This window comes from Chryseobacterium sp. JJR-5R (assembly GCF_034047335.1).
In the GTDB taxonomy this organism is placed as follows: domain Bacteria; phylum Bacteroidota; class Bacteroidia; order Flavobacteriales; family Weeksellaceae; genus Chryseobacterium.
Genome location: NZ_CP139137.1, coordinates 358,284 through 374,347, shown reverse-complemented (window position 1 = coordinate 374,347; position 16,064 = coordinate 358,284). Strand labels below are relative to the sequence as shown.

Genomic DNA, 16,064 nt, shown 5'->3' with positions numbered 1-16,064 from the left:
TTTATTAAAATTATTTAAAATTTTAATCTTCAAATTCTTCTCTCAGAATCCGTTTCACATCTTCAATGGTTTCTTCTTCAAGATCCACCATATTCAAAAGACTCTCGGTTTCCTTATCCAGTACTGATTTTGCAGTTGTAAGGCCTACTTTCTTAAATTCATCCAGAATCCACTGTTCGATATCGTCATTGAATTCTCTCAAATCCACATCGTCATCTTCACTGGCTTCTCTGTATACATCAATTTCATATCCTGATAACCAGGAAGCCAGTCTGATATTCTGCCCCTGTTTACCGATTACTTTGGAAATTTCTTCAACCGGAGTATATACCAATGCATAATTGGCTTCCTCGTTAATATCAATTTTATTGATCGTCACATTTCCTAATGCTCTCTTCACTAAGATCTCAGGGTTTTTAGACCACTGGATCACATCGATGTTTTCATTTCTCAACTCTCTTACCACGCCATGGATCCTTGAACCTTTAACGCCCACACAGGCACCTACAGGGTCAATTCTGTCATCGTAAGCATCTACTGCAATTTTCGCTTTCTCTCCCGGAATCCTTACCGCTTTCTTCAGCATAATGGTTCCGTCCTGAATTTCAGGGATCTCCAGCTCCAATAATTTCTCTAAGAATTTAGGTGCAGTCCTGGAAATAATAATCTGCGGCTTTGAACCTTTGAAATCTACCGTTTCAACAATAGCTCTGATATTCTCACCCTTTTTAAAGAAGTCTGACGGGATCTGATTTTCTTTAGGCAGAATGAATTCATTCTCTTCATCATCCAGCAAAATCACGTGCTTATGACGGATATGGTGGATTTCCCCTACTACAATTTCCCCGATTTTATCTTTAAACTGCTCGTACAGCATGGCATTGTTGTGTTCCTGCAATTTCGTAGCCAAAATCTGTTTCAGGGTAAGGATATTTCTTCTTCCCAGCTGGGCAACAGGAATCTCCATGGTAAAATCTTCTCCCACTTCGAAGGTAGGGTCAATTTTTTTTGCATCAGAGATTTCAATTTCCAGGTCATCATCTTCAGACATATCGTCTTCAACAATGGTTTTGTTTAAAAATATCTGAAAATCTCCTTTGTCAGGGTTTACAATGACATCAAAATGATCATCCGAATCATATCTTTTTCTCAGAAGTGTCTTCAGAGAATCCTCAATAATTGCCATAAGGTCAATCTTACTGATCCCTTTCTCGTCTTTAAAATCACCAAAGGATTCAATCAACGCTATATTGTCCATTTATTCTTTTTTCTTTTAAAATTTAATCGTTACTAATGCTTTCTTAATCTCAGAGTATGGAATTTCTTTTTCCTCCTCCACATCTACCTTTCCTTTACCCACCTCTTTCGGCTTGCGGTAACGTAAGATCAATGTAATTTTTTCTTCATCCACTTTTGCCAGTTCCCCCTCCACATGTGCTGCATCATTCAGCAAAACGTCAATTTCTCTTCCTATGTTCTTCGCGAACTGTCTTGGGGTTACCAAAGGCTCGCTTAATCCGGCAGACATTACCTGCAGGCTGAAATCGTGTTCTTCACGATCCATATTGAATTCTATGGCACGGCTTGCATCCAGACAATCCTGCAATGAAACTCCGTTATCACCATCCAGGATTACGGTGATATCATCTCCCGCATAAAATTTCAGATCGATAAGAAATAAATCTGTTCTTGCCGCCAGGAATTCATTCAATAATTCTTCAATTTTCTTTCTAAACTCCATACGTTATTTAAATCTTGATTTACCCGTACGAAAAAAGGCTTTCTTCCGAAGGCCTTCCCATGTTTTTCCTGTAAATCCACTGCAAATATACAAATTTTTATTAAAAAAGCAAATATCTTATTATCAGGTTAATAAGTTAAATTTTATTTACACTAATTTAAAAGGCGTTATGATGGTATTTTTATTACTTTTGTGACTGAATTTTTAAAAACATACATTTTGAATATTACTATTGTAGGAACAGGTTATGTAGGACTGGTTACAGGGACCACCTTAGCAGAACTTGGAAATTCAGTATACTGTGTGGATATTGATGAAAAAAAAGTAGAGGGCATGAAAAACGGCGCAGTTCCCATCTATGAGCCGAATCTTGAAGAAATGTTCCTGAGAAATATCCAGTCGGAAAGATTATTTTTCACTACTGACTTAAAGGAAGCACTGGATAAAAGCGAAGTCATTTATCTTGCCCTGCCCACTCCTCCGGGAGAAGACGGATCCGCAGACCTTTCCTATGTATTGAAGGTAGCAAATGACCTGGGAGAAATGATGACGGAATATAAGGTTATCGTTAACAAAAGTACCGTTCCCGTAGGTACTGCCGATAAAGTAAGGGAGGTGATTGCTTCCAAAACACAGATTCCTTTTGACGTGGTTTCCAACCCTGAGTTTTTAAGAGAAGGGTTTGCTGTTGAAGATTCCATGAATCCTGCACGGGTCGTGGTAGGATCGAGCTCAGATAAAGCCAAAGAGATTATGGCTAAAATTTACCAGCCTTTTACCAATACCGGAATCCCTATTATTTTCATGGACGAAAAGTCTTCCGAACTAACGAAATATGCCGCCAATTCATTTTTAGCGGTAAAAATTACGTTTATGAATGAAATTGCCAACTATTGTGAAAAGGTGGGCGCAGACGTAGACAAAGTAAGATTAGGTATGGGAAGTGATGACCGGATCGGACAAAGGTTCCTGTTCCCGGGAATCGGTTACGGAGGAAGCTGCTTTCCGAAAGATGTGAAAGCATTAATCAATTCAGGGAAACAGGAAGATTTTAATTTCCGGATCCTGGAAGCGACAGAAAACGTAAATATAGCCCAGAAAGTAATCCTGGTTTCAGAAATTGAGAAATATTTCGGCGGAAGCATCGAAGGCAGGACCATCGCCATGTGGGGACTTGCTTTCAAAGCGAATACCGATGACATCCGGGAAGCTTCGTCCCTGGACAACATTGCATTGCTTTTGGAAAAAGGTGCACGCATAATAGCTTATGATGCCATTGCAGAAGATAATGTCCGGAAAGTGTTAGGAGATAAAATCCAGTATGCAAAAAGCATGTATGAAGCGCTGGAAGATGCAGATGCCCTGTTCATTGCCACAGAATGGCCTGAATTTAAGAATCCTAATTTTGAATTGATGGGCCGGAAAATGAATAATAAGGTTATTTTCGACGGAAGAAATATGTATCCACTGGAAATTCCTGAACAGAACGGCTTCTATTATAAAAGTATCGGACGTAAAACAATTGTAAATTAAAAAAAGATGAAAAATATAATTATTACCGGCGGTGCAGGATTCATCGGTTCCCATGTGGTAAGAGAATTTGTAAAGAACAATCCGGACTCAATGATCATTAATCTTGATGCCCTTACCTATGCAGGGAACCTGGAAAACCTGACAGATATTGAAAACGAGCCAAATTATGTTTTCGAAAAGGCAGACATTACAGAGCCTGAACAGTTAAGAACTATATTTGAAAAATACAATCCTGATGCCGTGGTCCATCTGGCTGCAGAAAGCCACGTAGACAGAAGCATTACGGATCCGATGGCGTTTATTAATACGAATGTTAACGGAACAGCCAATCTCTTGAACCTCTGCAAAGAGTTCTGGACCCTGAATCCCGACCATACCCACGGAAGATTCCCGGATGAGAAAAGAAACCATCTGTTCTACCATGTTTCTACAGATGAAGTATACGGAAGCTTAGGCGAAACCGGATTCTTTTTAGAAACTACCCCTTATGATCCGCAGTCTCCGTATTCCGCTTCAAAAGCAGCATCTGACCATTTGGTCAGGGCTTACGGAAATACGTACGGAATGCCTTTTATTGTTTCCAACTGCTCAAACAATTACGGGCCGAATCATTTCCCCGAAAAACTGATCCCGCTCTGTATTTCAAATATTATCAATGAGAGGCCACTGCCGATTTACGGTGACGGGAAATATACAAGAGACTGGTTATTTGTTATTGATCATGCAAAAGCAATCCATCAGATCTTCAATGAGGCAAAAACCGGTGAAACGTACAATATAGGAGGATTCAACGAGTGGCAGAATATTGACCTGGTTAAAGAACTCATCAGACAGATGGATGAAAAGCTAGGAAATCCTGCAGGCCATTCTGAAAAGTTAATTACTTATGTTAAAGACAGGCCGGGCCATGACAAGCGGTATGCCATTGATGCTGCAAAGCTGAATACTGAGCTGGGCTGGAAACCGTCGGTAACCTTTGAAGAAGGCTTGGGAAAAACCATCGACTGGTATCTTGAAAACAAGGAGTGGCTGGAGCACGTAACCAGCGGTGATTACCAGAAATATTACGAAAAACAGTACAACTAACACAATACACCATACGATGAAAGGTATCATTTTAGCCGGAGGTTCCGGTACCCGACTTTTTCCCCTCACCATTGCAGTCAGCAAACAGCTTATGCCTGTTTATGACAAACCGATGATTTATTATCCCCTGTCCACTCTGCTGCTGGCCGGGATTAAAGATATCCTTATTATTACCACGCCTCATGACCAGTCCGGTTTTATTAAACTCTTAGGAGACGGATCGCAGATCGGCTGTAACATTGAATATATGGTACAACCAAGCCCGGACGGTCTGGCACAGGCTTTTATCCTGGGTGAACAGTTCATCGGCAGTGATGCTGCGGCATTGGTTCTGGGTGACAATATCTTCTACGGTTCAGAAATGGGCACGCTGCTTAAAAATAAAACCAATCCGGACGGAGGCGTTGTGTTCGCTTATCACGTCTCCGATCCTGAAAGATACGGCGTAGTGGAATTTGATAATGATTTTAAAGCCGTATCCATTGAGGAAAAACCGGCACAGCCTAAATCCAGTTATGCTGTTCCCGGACTTTATTTTTATGATAACGAAGTGGTGGAAATCGCAAAGAACATCAAGCCTTCTCCAAGAGGGGAACTGGAGATTACCGATGTCAACAATGTCTACCTTCAAAAGGGAAAGCTGGAAGTTGGGGTCTTGGACCGTGGGACTGCCTGGCTGGATACCGGAACGTTTGATTCCCTTAACGACGCTTCGGAATTTGTAAGGGTAATTGAGAAAAGGCAGGCATTTAAAATCGGGTGTATTGAGGAAATTGCCTTCAGGAATAAATTCATCGATGAGGAAAAACTGCTGGAAACGGCTGCCAAATATGGTAAGAGCGGGTATGGTGAATACCTGAAACAGCTGGTTAATGAATAGTCCGCTTTTATCTGAGACCTGAATAGGGCAACAGCTTTATCTGAAACCAATCTTATAAATACCTATCTCCATATTATATTACGCATCAGGAAAATCACATTCATTTTCCTGGAAAAAACGATGGTTATTTATTTTACTTTAAATTTGCAAAAAATTTATTTTGAAAACGACAGTTTATACCTCCGAAAAAAAGACCCACTTTTTTCAGGAACTTAAAGCCATTTACAGAGACATCAGGTCTTCTAATTTCCTGGCTTACCAAATGGCAAAGAGAGACCTGCAGTCACAATACAGGCAGTCTTTTTTAGGTTTTTTCTGGGCATTTGCACCTATTATTACCAACTCGCTGGTCTGGATCTTCCTAAGCAGTTCAGGGACGGTAAACGTAAATGCGGACAGCAGTATTCCTTATATTGTATTTGTGGTAATCGGTACAACTTTATGGAGTATTTTTACCGAAGCCCTTCTGATCCCGCTCACTTCCGTAAACGGAGCCAGATCAATCCTTTCTAAGATTAACTTCCCAAAAGAAGCACTTTTGATATCCGGATTTTATAAAATGTTATTCAATCTGGTACTCAAGCTGATCCTCGTCGCCGTTATTTTAGTAATTTTTGGGATAAAGCCGGGAAGCGGAATCTTGTTATTCCCTTTCATATTGCTTGTCATCACTATTTTCTCTTTTTGCATCGGACTGCTTTTTACCCCCATAGGTCTTATTTATACTGACATCAGTAAATTATTGAATACTGCAGTATCATTCATCATGTATATCACGCCGGTTGTATATGCTGTTCCTAGACAAGGGTTGTTTAAAAAACTTTTTCAGGTCAACCCCTTAACATACATGTTTAATGATGCCAGAAACAGCCTGATTGATCTGCCGTTTAATAATACCGCTTTTTTAATTGCAGCAGCAGTAATCAGTTTTTTTGTCATGCTGGTGGGGCTGGTAGTGTTCAGGAAATCAATGCCAATAGTTATTGAAAAAATAGGATAATATGAAAGACCAGGAAAAAGAAATATTGGTATCTGTACAGAATGTTTCCAAGAAGTTTTCGATAGATATGAAATCTTCTCTGAAGTACGGCGCTTTAGATATTATCAAAAGTACGTTAGGCATAAAAATAAACAAAGACCTGCGTCCTAAAGAATTCTGGGCAGTGAATGACATCAGTTTCAAGCTCAGAAGAGGGGAATGTATCGGTCTGATCGGCCATAACGGTGCAGGCAAGAGCTCACTTCTGAAAGTTTTAAACGGACTTTATGCACCGGATAAAGGACAGATTGTTATGAAAGGAAAAATCGGGGCCCTTATTGAACTGGGAGCTGGTTTCAACCCTATTCTTACCGGACGTGAAAACATTTATAACAATGCATCCATACTAGGCTTTACCAAAAAAGAAGTTGAAGATAAAATTGATTCCATTATTGAGTTTTCTGAGATTGAACAGTTTATTGATATGCCGATTCAGAATTATTCGTCCGGAATGAAAGTAAGGCTGGGTTTTGCCATTGCTGCACATCTTGAGCCTGATATTCTGATTATTGATGAAGTCCTGGCAGTTGGTGATTTGGGGTTTGTATTAAAATGTTTTAAAAAAATTGATGAACTTCTTCCGAATACCGCATTGATTTTCGTTTCGCACAGCATGCCGATGATTTCCAGAATCTGCAATCAGATCATTCTTATGGATCATGGGATGGTCAAGTATCAGGGTGATAATATTTCTCAAGGGATTGCACAGTACTATGATCACTTTGATGACATGTCAACTGCTACCGTAATGGAAAGCAGTACCATTACAAATGTTAAAGTGAATACCGATAAAATTTGTATATGGGGCCAGGAAATGAAAGTAAACCTTGGGCTGACCGTTAAGAACTTACAGAAAACACCTTCTATTTATTTTGTAATAAAAGACAAAGAACAGAGAGGGATAGCCAGTTTCATCTGTCATGATTCAATAGAAATAAATTACAAGGAACATAATTTAGAGTATAATGTGGTAATACCGAAAATTGAATTAACGAACGGCTCTTATAATGTTGATTTAGGTATTTATGAAACGCTGTTTAAGGGACCCCTCTGCAGAATTTCCAATATATTTACTTTCTCTGTACAAGAAGGCTTAATAACTTGGGAATCGTTTTATTTAGAATCGAAATGGGACTTGAAACTTGTAGATAGAGATTAAAATAATTTATTAATTTTTAGCACTTAATTTTTTATAGTTTGCTCAAAGAATGACAATTAAAAGATTATTAATATCAATTCTCCCTGCCTCATCAATTTCTAAATTGAAACCCGTATATCATTTTAGATATACGTTGAATAAGCATTTTAAAACAATTGATTATGAGAGGTTGAAACCTAGACATATATATAACAGGGAAATAAAGTATTTTGATCTTTTAATATATGATACGGCATTCCCAAACACAATTTCAGGCTTCAGGTTTGCAGAGTTTAATGCTCTATTAAAGGCATTTGACAATGTAAAAGTAATTGTAGATCCTACAGATTATCCTCAACCTGAAGCAAAAGAAGCACATAAAAGAGATATAATTATTTTAAAGAAAACACATCCGATATCCTATAGAAAGACATTTGCCGGAAGTGTGCATGATATTAAAAACACCAAACTTTTTTATTGTATATTTTTGAATAACATGTACAAAAGCCTGCCCTATGTTGAAAAAAATAAAATAAATTTTGTTTTTACGTTATATCCCGGCGGTGGTTTTGATACAAAGGATGAAGTGGCATTGAAAAAACTGAAGGCGGTATTATCTTCGGAATATTTTAAAGGTGTAATTGTCACACAACAGTTTACAGAAGATTTTATCGTAAAGGAATACAACTGTCCTAAAGATAAAATATTAAATATTTTTGGATGTCTCGTCCCTCAGAATTCAATTAATACAGTCAGGTTAAGACGCTTTAATAAGTCGATGACATTACAGGTTTGCTTTTGTGCAGCAAAATATACTGCAATTGGAGCAGATAAAGGATATGACATCTTTATAGAAACTGCTAAGATATTAGCTTCAAAAGGTCATAATATTCATTTTAATGTTGTAGGCGGCTTTGACAGCAAGGTCATCAGCATCGAAGGTTTTGAAGAATTCTTTACTTTTCACGGTTTACAAAAGTTTGAAGAATTAAAGCCGATATTTTTGGAACAAGATATAATATTATCCCCAAACAGACCTTTTATTCTTAGTATAGGAAGTTTCGACGGCTTCCCGCTCGGAACAGTTGTTGAGGCTGCTTTAAACGGGGCTGTTCCAGTTGTAACAGACGAGCTGAAACAAAATATTGTTTTCGGTGAAGACGAAGCAATTATCGTGAGGCCTGATGCAGAAGAAATAGCAGCAAAAATTGAACGCCTGATAGATAATCCGGAATTGTTAAATTTAATTTCTGAAAAAGCACAAAAAAGATTTGGTGAAATTTATTGTGATGCCTACCAGTTAGACAAAAGAATTGACTTTATAAAAAAACATTTATATGATACCCGTAACTAAACCGTTTCTGCCACCCCAAACAGAATACCAGGAGTACTTAGATAACATCTGGAAGCGACAGTGGTTAACAAACATGGGGCCTTTGGCCAGCCAGCTGGAAATGGAACTGAAAGATCATTTAAATGTTAATCATCTGCTTTTCGTGACCAATGGGACCGTTGCCATCCAGATGGCCATAAAAGCCCTGGATATAAAGGGTGAAATTATTACGACCCCTTTTTCCTTTATAGCAACTACCAGTTCTATCGTCTGGGAAGGCTGCACACCTGTTTTCGTAGATATAGATCCTGACAGCCTGTGCATTGATGCCAAAAAAATTGAAGATGCCATTACCGAAAATACAACAGCTATTCTTGCCACACACGTATACGGTAATCCTTGTGATGTAGAAGCTATTGAAGTTATTGCTGAAAAGCATAATTTAAAAGTAATCTATGATGCAGCGCATGCCTTCGGTGTGGAGGTTAATGGGAAATCTGTTTTTGAATACGGTGATATTTCCACCTGTTCCCTGCATGCTACGAAACTCTATCATTCCATTGAAGGAGGATTGATTATCACAAAAGATCCTGAGCTGCTCAAAAAGCTTGCTTCCATAAGAAATTTCGGGATCTCCGGTTTTAACTCTTTTTCGGAATTGGGCATTAACGGTAAAAATTCTGAGTTCCATGCCGCAATGGGGCTGGCCAACCTGAAATATATTACCCGGATCCATGAGAAAAGAAAGGCGCTGGCAGAGCTATATGATGACAGACTGAAAAACCTTAAAAGCGTAAAACCGTTTTGGCATCAGAGTGCCAGTGAGAATTATGCGTACTATGCCATTGTACTGGAAAGCGAAGAGCTTCTTCTCCGTTTAAAAGCTGAAATGGATAAATATGAAGTATTTACGAGAAGGTATTTTTACCCAAGCCTTGCCTCAGCCCTGCCCTATCTGCCAAAACTGGAACTGCCGGTAACGGAAGATATTTCCAAAAGAGTTTTGTGCCTGCCTCTGTATTATGACCTTACATTTGAAGAGGTAGAATTTGTGACAAGACTAATGTTAAGAATCCAAAACAATTAGATATGTTTAATAATATTTTAGTTATTTCAGATAATCCTTTTTTATGCCGTAAATTAGAAAGCATTGTAATGGATAAAATAAATGCAGAACAGAAAATTGCATTTTCAATAAGCCCTTTTTCTGAAATAGGCGCCTTTAAAAAGTTCATTTCATCTGAGATTTTAGTATTGGATTTAAAAAATGAAGAAAATATCGATTACATTATTGGTCATTATGATTTAATCCTGTCTATACACTGTAAACAGTTTTTCCCTGAAAAGCTGGTAAAAAATGTGAGGTGCATTAATATTCATCCCGGATACAATCCCATAAACAGGGGTTGGTACCCACAGGTTTTCTCCATATATCATGATCTTCCTGTGGGTGCTACCATTCATGAAATTGATAATGATCTGGATCACGGCCCGATCATAGACCGGGAATTTATAAAAAAAGAGGCCTATGATACTTCCGGAATATTATACGATAAAATTTTAGATAAAGAGATTGAACTGTTCCGTAAAAATGCAGATGCTATCCTAAATGACAACTATACCACTTTCTTACCTGAAAATGAAGGAAATCTCTTCCTGAAAAAAGATTTCAATGATCTGTGCCATATTGATCTGCAGGAAGAAACAACAGCCGGAAAATTTATTGACAAACTGAGGGCACTTAGCCATAAAGATTTCAAAAACGCTTATTTTAATGATCCCGAGACCGGTAAAAAAGTGTTTATCTCATTGCAGATAGAACCTTCTAAAGATTAAAACAAGAAGATGAAAGATATTTTAGTAAGTGTCGCAATGCCGAATTATGGCCAGGCAGAATTTATCTCAGAAGCTATACTCGGTGTATTATCCCAACAGGCAAATTTTGAAATTGAACTTATTGTTGCTGATGACTGCTCACCGGATCACACTGAGGACATTGTTCAGCATATTATCCGGACGCATCCTAACGGACATTGGATAAAATATATAAAACATGCTAAAAACAAAGGAGCAATTCCTAATTTTGTATGGACGCTTTCCCAAGCAAAAGGTAAATATATTGCCGCATGTGAAGGTGATGATTACTGGACTGACCCTTTAAAACTGCAGAAGCAGATCGATTTTTTAGAAAATAACAATGACTATATTTTATGTTTCCATAAAGTTAAGATTCTTACCCCAGCGGGAGATATTATTGACGATTTTATCACGAAAATACCGAAGAACTATGAATTAAGAAAAACTTTAGTAGAAAGTTCAAATTATATTCATACCCCTAGTGTCGTCTTTAGAAATATTAATCTTAATGAATATCACAGCTTAGAGTTTCAGAAGACGCCTATCGGGGATTACTTTCTGTATCTGGCTTTGACCAATTACGGCAAAATTGGTTATATAGATGAAGTAATGTGTGTTTATAGACACGGTGTAGGCATATACAGTTCATTGGATAAAATGAAAATGATGAAAGCAGATTTACAGTTATTCATTAATTTATATTCTTTTGAAAAAGATTTGGCAGCTAAAAATATTTTTTATAAAAATATTTTAGGTATTCTGGAAAATATACAGAAAATAAACAATGATCTGACTAATGAAAATAAGCTTCTGACAACACGAAGACATAAAATTATTGAAAAATTATATAGATTTATAAAGAGATAACATTATTCAAACCTTATTAAATAAATATTAGTGCCATATGAAAAAAATAAAACCTCTTGCCTTCTATTTACCTCAGTATCATCCTATCCCAGAGAATGATGAATGGTGGGGAAAAGGTTTTACCGAATGGACCAATGTTGGTAAAGCTAAGCCTCTTTTTAAAGGCCACGAACAGCCGATTTGTCCCGGCGAACTGGGCTATTATGATCTGCGTGTTCCGGAAGTAAGAGAACATCAAGCTCAGATGGCTAAAGATTACGGAGTTCATGGATTTATTTATTACCACTATTGGTTTGGAAATGGAAAGCAGCTATTAGAACGTATCGCCAATGAAGTTTTGGAATCAGGCAAACCGGATTTTCCATTTTGTTTTTGCTGGGCCAATGAAACCTGGTCCGGAATCTGGCATGGTCTTGAAAAAAAAATATTAGTGGAACAGGTGTATCCTGGTGATGAAGACCTGACCGCACATTTTGATTATCTTTTACCGTTCTTTAAAGACAAAAGGTATATAAAAGTAGCTAATAAGCCTCTTCTCATCATTTATGATCCTTCCCACCTTAATAAAAAGGCCCCTGATTATATTTCAAAATTCCGGGCTCTGGCAAAAGAAAACGGATTTGATGATCTATTTATTATCGGAAGCAATAAATTAAGTGATGGCTTAGATTATGCAGGCATGGGATACAATGGCAAAATATCAAATGCATTTCAGAAAGCATGGGTTCCTTATATGGAGGGTAAAGAATTTATTTCTGGAAAAGAATATTATAAAAGAAGAATAAAAACTCTTTTGGGAATTAAGGAAAAGAAAAAACAGAAAATAAAAGCAGAAAAAAGTGTGCGGACTCAAGATGCAGGAATTGTAGTAAATGAAGTAAAATTTATACATGCCAATGTAGAGACCTATCCAATGGTATTATCAACATGGGACAATACACCCAGAAGTGGCTATAATGGAGTGATTTTAGTAAATAACAGTCCTGAGATTTTTAGAAAGCAGTTAGAAAAGGCAATTACATTTTTAAATGAAAAAGAACACACGGAAAGTTTTATCATTTTGAAATCCTGGAATGAATGGGCTGAGGGCAACATTCTAGAACCTGATCTAAAAAATGGCTTTGCTTATCTGGCAGAAGTAAAAAAAATACTAAGTAAATAAATGCTGTATCCGGTAGTTTCTATAATAGTCCCCTGCTATAACCAAGCACAATACCTTAATGAATGCCTGCAATCTGTTATGGATCAAACCTATCAGAATTGGGAATGTATTATTATTAATGACGGTTCTTCTGACAATACAGAACAAACCATAAAAAAATGGATTGATACAGATTCACGCTTCAGATATTTCCGAAAGGAAAACGGCGGCGTCGCTTCAGCAAGAAATATGGGAATTGAAAAAGCTAAAGGTAAATGGATATTGCCTTTGGATGGTGACGATAAAATAGCTGGGCAATATCTGGAGTTGGCTGCAGAAAAATTTAATGAAAATTATACTTTGATTTACTGTGAATCTGAGTTTTTTGGTACTGTTTCAGAAAAATGGAATTTACCAGAATATAGCTTTAGGGAAATACTCTTTAATAACGTGATATTTTGTTCAGCTCTTTTTAAAAAAGCTGATTTTACGGATACAGGCGGTTATGATAAAAACTTATATTATGGACTGGAAGACTGGGACTTTTGGATTTCTCTTTTAGGCCCTGATAAAAAAGTCTATAAGTTAGACTATACAGGATTTTATTACAGACGTAAAGATGAGTCACGGGATACTGCCATAAATGCAGACAAGGAAAAAATAAATTATTCGGAAAACTATATTTATAAAAAACATTTTGAAAAATACACAAAAGAATTCGGTAATTTTTTTGAAATACAAAGGAAGATATTAACATTGGAATATGAACAGATGAGATTAATGCAGAATAATAGAAGATTGAATGATCTGGCCAATGAATCCATTGTAGTAAAAATAAAAAGAAAGTTATTTAAATAATGCTTTCCATCATCATTTCCTCATATCAGCCCCATTATTACGATCAGCTTGTTAAAAATATTAATGAGACCATCGGTAATGATTTTGTGTACGAAATTGTACAGATCCAAAATCCCAATATAATGGGTATTACCAGAGCTTATAATGAGGGTGCCCTGAAAGCAATGTATGATTATTTTCTGTTTTTACATGAAGATGTCCTGTTTAAGACTCAGGACTGGGGATTGAAGCTTATCAGTCATCTGGATCACCCTGATACCGGTGCGATAGGAATTGCAGGATCTTCATATGTTCCGTCTGCTCCCTGCGGATGGTACATTAATAATTCTTCATACAATCATATTTACTGCATTCAGAACAGCAAAAAAAACGCTCCTTCTCTGATTTCTACCTTTCAAAGCGGAGAAACAGAAAAAAGGGCTTTTGCATTGGATGGTGTCTTTATTGCCACCGGAAAGAAAAACTATAAGGAAATCCTATTCAATGAAAATCTTACCGGATTTCATGGATATGATCTTGATTTCAGCCTGAGAATGGCAAAGAAATTTAAAAACTTTGTGATTGGTGACATCCTGATTGAACATTTTTCAGAAGGCAATCCTGATCAGAAATGGTTTGATAATATAACAGAAATAAGAAAAAATATACTCCCGGATTTTAACCAGACAGCTGACATGAATGTTGAAAAAAAAGCTTTTTTAGAGTTCATGAAAAAGTACTTTTCTTATCATCTCATCAGTACAAGGACAATTAGAGAGACTTTACGGTTTTTCCCGAAAAGATTAAATTTCAGAGATAAAACAGAGATTCTTAAAAGTTATTTTTATTATATAAGGTATTCCAAATCATACAATAAAAAATTCACGAATGAATAAGCTGGCCATCATTGTCCCCTATTATAAAATTACCTTCTTCAAAGAAACACTGCTGTCCCTGGAAAACCAGACCGACAGAAGGTTCTCTTTATACATCGGCAATGATGCAAGCCCCGATAATCCTGAAAACCTCATCGGAGAGATTCTGCAGGATATTCCTTTTCAATATTTTAATTATGCTGATAACCTGGGAGGTAAAAACCTTGCCCTGCAGTGGGAAAGAATTCTGGAAAATGTTAGTGAAGAATGGTTTCATATCCTCGGTGACGATGATGTGATCAGTAAGAACTTTGTGGAACAGTTCTATACATCCATTAAAGATATTGAGAAAAACGGCTGCAACGTTGTTAAATATGCCCTTTCACGGATTGATAACGAAGGGAAAATTATAGATAAAGGACCCGTGTTTACAAAGCTGACCGATCCCATTGATAATTTTATGGGAAAATTCACAGAAGGAAAACTGAACAGCCTGAGCGAACATATTTTCAGGAAAAGTAAATTTGACCTGTATGGATTTAAAAAGTTTCCTCTGGCATGGGCTGCCGATGACCTTGCCATCCTGGAATTCAGTGAAGGGAAAGCTATTTATTATATAGATGAAGCAAAAGTTCTGGTAAGGGTAAGCGGGGAAAGCATCAGCGGTCAGCAGGAAAATATGCCGGAAAAACTATTTGCCATTTATCTTTTTGAGCAATATGTCATCCGGAAATTTTATGCCCGGCTTCCAAAGCAGTATCTTCGGAAACTCATTAACCAGCAAATCAGCTATGCATATAAAAATAAACAAAAATTAAAGATCAACCTGGCCAGACTGTATTTATACCTGAAGGATTATAAGAAACTTCTGGAACTTCCTAAAACCTATTATTATTTAGCTGAAAAAAAGAAATGACCATTCCCATTCCCTCAAAAATAAAAGCTTACGGCCATTATCTGCGGTACCTGTACCTGCTGAAGACCAGCCCGCTGCTGAAAAAGCAGCTGCAGGATCCGCTGACCATCCCTGTAATTATCGTTAATTACAACCAGCTGCATGACCTGAAGCAACTGATAGGCTTCCTGATCAGCCGACAGTTTAAGAATATCGTCATTTTAGACAACCATTCAGACTACCCGCCTCTTCTTGAATACTACAGAGCGATTAAAGATGAAGTAACCGTTGAGCTGCTGCCCGAAAATTACGGCCACATGGTTTTTTTTGAGCGGAAAGAGCTTCAGCATAAATACGGAAAAGGCTTTTTTATCCTAACCGATGCCGATATCATCCCCAATCCGTCTTTACCGGAAGATTTTATGGATACCCTTCTGAAACTTATACATACCTATTTCAGAAATGTGACCAAGGTAGGTTTTGCCTTGGACCTTAACACCATTCCCGATTTTTATCCGATGAAAGAAAAAGTAATTGATTGGGAAAAGCAATTCTGGGCCGCCGAAGTGGAAAAAGACCTGTATAAAGCAAACCTGGACACTACTTTTGCACTATACAAGCCCGGATACCCACAGCATTTCAATACCCAGAGTTTTCTTAAAGCATTACGCATTGCCGGTAATTTCACTGCTGTTCACGGGGGATGGTACATCAATCCTGAACAGTTTACGGAAGAAAACCTGCATTACATTAAATCCGTAGGGAAATCCAGCACATGGAAGCTTGATGAGCAGGGTAAACATGACAATAAAGGCCAGGCAGATTATAATTAAACCCTTATT

General features: G+C 37.4%; 16 protein-coding genes. 14 read left to right on the top strand and 2 right to left on the bottom strand.

Annotated features, from left to right (window positions below; translation table 11 throughout):
* Window positions 1-22 precede the first annotated feature (22 nt).
* Together nusA and rimP are read right to left on the bottom strand one after the other, a co-directional pair.
* Window positions 23-1,258 (bottom strand): transcription termination factor NusA, encoded by a 1,236-nt coding sequence (nusA, locus tag SD427_RS01745; protein WP_320559610.1) that lies wholly within the window; start codon window positions 1,256-1,258, stop codon window positions 23-25.
* A 15-nt stretch (window positions 1,259-1,273) separates the two neighbouring features.
* Window positions 1,274-1,741: a ribosome assembly cofactor RimP gene (gene rimP, locus SD427_RS01740; RefSeq protein WP_320559609.1), complete on the bottom strand. Its 468-nt coding sequence runs from the start codon at window positions 1,739-1,741 to the stop codon at window positions 1,274-1,276.
* A 219-nt stretch (window positions 1,742-1,960) separates the two neighbouring features.
* Here rimP and SD427_RS01735 point away from each other — a divergent pair, with 219 nt between their 5' ends.
* The 14 genes from SD427_RS01735 to SD427_RS01670 all read left to right on the top strand — a co-directional run bounded on the left by SD427_RS01735 (window position 1,961) and on the right by SD427_RS01670 (window position 16,055).
* Window positions 1,961-3,274 (top strand): UDP-glucose/GDP-mannose dehydrogenase family protein, encoded by a 1,314-nt coding sequence (locus SD427_RS01735; protein WP_320559608.1) that lies wholly within the window; start codon window positions 1,961-1,963, stop codon window positions 3,272-3,274.
* A gap of 6 nt (window positions 3,275-3,280) precedes the next feature.
* Window positions 3,281-4,360: a dTDP-glucose 4,6-dehydratase gene (gene rfbB, locus SD427_RS01730; RefSeq protein ID WP_320559607.1), complete on the top strand. Its 1,080-nt coding sequence runs from the start codon at window positions 3,281-3,283 to the stop codon at window positions 4,358-4,360.
* Between the two features lie 16 nt (window positions 4,361-4,376).
* Window positions 4,377-5,240, top strand: coding sequence for a glucose-1-phosphate thymidylyltransferase RfbA (rfbA, locus tag SD427_RS01725; protein ID WP_320559606.1), 864 nt, complete (start codon window positions 4,377-4,379; stop codon window positions 5,238-5,240).
* 160 nt (window positions 5,241-5,400) lie between these two features.
* Complete coding sequence (locus tag SD427_RS01720) at window positions 5,401-6,240, top strand: ABC transporter permease (protein WP_320559605.1); 840 nt, start codon at window positions 5,401-5,403, stop codon at window positions 6,238-6,240.
* Between the two features lies 1 nt (window position 6,241).
* Entirely contained in the window at window positions 6,242-7,438 is a 1,197-nt protein-coding gene (locus SD427_RS01715; RefSeq protein WP_320559604.1) for an ABC transporter ATP-binding protein, read from the top strand.
* 49 nt (window positions 7,439-7,487) lie between these two features.
* The gene (locus SD427_RS01710; RefSeq protein ID WP_320559603.1) at window positions 7,488-8,771 is read left to right on the top strand and encodes a glycosyltransferase family 4 protein; all 1,284 of its coding nucleotides are present in this window, start codon (window positions 7,488-7,490) and stop codon (window positions 8,769-8,771) included.
* Window positions 8,755-9,837 carry a DegT/DnrJ/EryC1/StrS family aminotransferase gene (locus tag SD427_RS01705; protein ID WP_320559602.1) on the top strand — a complete coding sequence of 361 codons (1,083 nt, stop codon included), beginning with the start codon at window positions 8,755-8,757 and terminating at the stop codon, window positions 9,835-9,837. Before SD427_RS01710 ends, SD427_RS01705 begins: the two co-directional genes overlap by 17 nt.
* A gap of 68 nt (window positions 9,838-9,905) precedes the next feature.
* Entirely contained in the window at window positions 9,906-10,586 is a 681-nt protein-coding gene (locus tag SD427_RS01700) for a dTDP-4-amino-4,6-dideoxyglucose formyltransferase (RefSeq protein ID WP_320559601.1), read from the top strand.
* 9 nt (window positions 10,587-10,595) lie between these two features.
* Window positions 10,596-11,474, top strand: coding sequence for a glycosyltransferase family 2 protein (locus SD427_RS01695; protein WP_320559600.1), 879 nt, complete (start codon window positions 10,596-10,598; stop codon window positions 11,472-11,474).
* A gap of 37 nt (window positions 11,475-11,511) precedes the next feature.
* The gene (locus SD427_RS01690; RefSeq protein ID WP_320559599.1) at window positions 11,512-12,636 is read left to right on the top strand and encodes a glycoside hydrolase family 99-like domain-containing protein; all 1,125 of its coding nucleotides are present in this window, start codon (window positions 11,512-11,514) and stop codon (window positions 12,634-12,636) included.
* Window positions 12,637-13,473 carry a glycosyltransferase family A protein gene (locus tag SD427_RS01685; RefSeq protein ID WP_320559598.1) on the top strand — a complete coding sequence of 279 codons (837 nt, stop codon included), beginning with the start codon at window positions 12,637-12,639 and terminating at the stop codon, window positions 13,471-13,473.
* Window positions 13,473-14,348, top strand: a complete 876-nt coding sequence (locus tag SD427_RS01680) for a glycosyltransferase (RefSeq protein WP_320559597.1) — start codon at window positions 13,473-13,475, stop codon at window positions 14,346-14,348. Before SD427_RS01685 ends, SD427_RS01680 begins: the two co-directional genes overlap by 1 nt.
* Entirely contained in the window at window positions 14,341-15,243 is a 903-nt protein-coding gene (locus tag SD427_RS01675) for a glycosyltransferase family 2 protein (RefSeq protein WP_320559596.1), read from the top strand. The genes SD427_RS01680 and SD427_RS01675 overlap by 8 nt, the downstream gene beginning before the upstream one ends.
* Window positions 15,240-16,055, top strand: coding sequence for a hypothetical protein (locus SD427_RS01670; RefSeq protein ID WP_320559595.1), 816 nt, complete (start codon window positions 15,240-15,242; stop codon window positions 16,053-16,055). The genes SD427_RS01675 and SD427_RS01670 overlap by 4 nt, the downstream gene beginning before the upstream one ends.
* Window positions 16,056-16,064 lie beyond the last annotated feature (9 nt).

Excerpts from the sequence above, each read along its gene's own strand:
- nusA (WP_320559610.1), bottom strand. The coding sequence starts at position 1,258 with ATGGACAATATAGCGTTGATTGAATCCTTTGGTGATTTTAAAGACGAG.
- rimP (WP_320559609.1), bottom strand. The coding sequence starts at position 1,741 with ATGGAGTTTAGAAAGAAAATTGAAGAATTATTGAATGAATTCCTGGCG.
- rfbB (WP_320559607.1), top strand. The coding sequence starts at position 3,281 with ATGAAAAATATAATTATTACCGGCGGTGCAGGATTCATCGGTTCCCAT.
- rfbA (WP_320559606.1), top strand. The coding sequence starts at position 4,377 with ATGAAAGGTATCATTTTAGCCGGAGGTTCCGGTACCCGACTTTTTCCC.
- SD427_RS01715 (WP_320559604.1), top strand. The coding sequence starts at position 6,242 with ATGAAAGACCAGGAAAAAGAAATATTGGTATCTGTACAGAATGTTTCC.
- SD427_RS01710 (WP_320559603.1), top strand. The coding sequence starts at position 7,488 with ATGACAATTAAAAGATTATTAATATCAATTCTCCCTGCCTCATCAATT.
- SD427_RS01705 (WP_320559602.1), top strand. The coding sequence starts at position 8,755 with ATGATACCCGTAACTAAACCGTTTCTGCCACCCCAAACAGAATACCAG.
- SD427_RS01700 (WP_320559601.1), top strand. The coding sequence starts at position 9,906 with ATGGATAAAATAAATGCAGAACAGAAAATTGCATTTTCAATAAGCCCT.
- SD427_RS01695 (WP_320559600.1), top strand. The coding sequence starts at position 10,596 with ATGAAAGATATTTTAGTAAGTGTCGCAATGCCGAATTATGGCCAGGCA.
- SD427_RS01690 (WP_320559599.1), top strand. The coding sequence starts at position 11,512 with ATGAAAAAAATAAAACCTCTTGCCTTCTATTTACCTCAGTATCATCCT.
- SD427_RS01685 (WP_320559598.1), top strand. The coding sequence starts at position 12,637 with ATGCTGTATCCGGTAGTTTCTATAATAGTCCCCTGCTATAACCAAGCA.
- SD427_RS01680 (WP_320559597.1), top strand. The coding sequence starts at position 13,473 with ATGCTTTCCATCATCATTTCCTCATATCAGCCCCATTATTACGATCAG.
- SD427_RS01675 (WP_320559596.1), top strand. The coding sequence starts at position 14,341 with ATGAATAAGCTGGCCATCATTGTCCCCTATTATAAAATTACCTTCTTC.
- SD427_RS01670 (WP_320559595.1), top strand. The coding sequence starts at position 15,240 with ATGACCATTCCCATTCCCTCAAAAATAAAAGCTTACGGCCATTATCTG.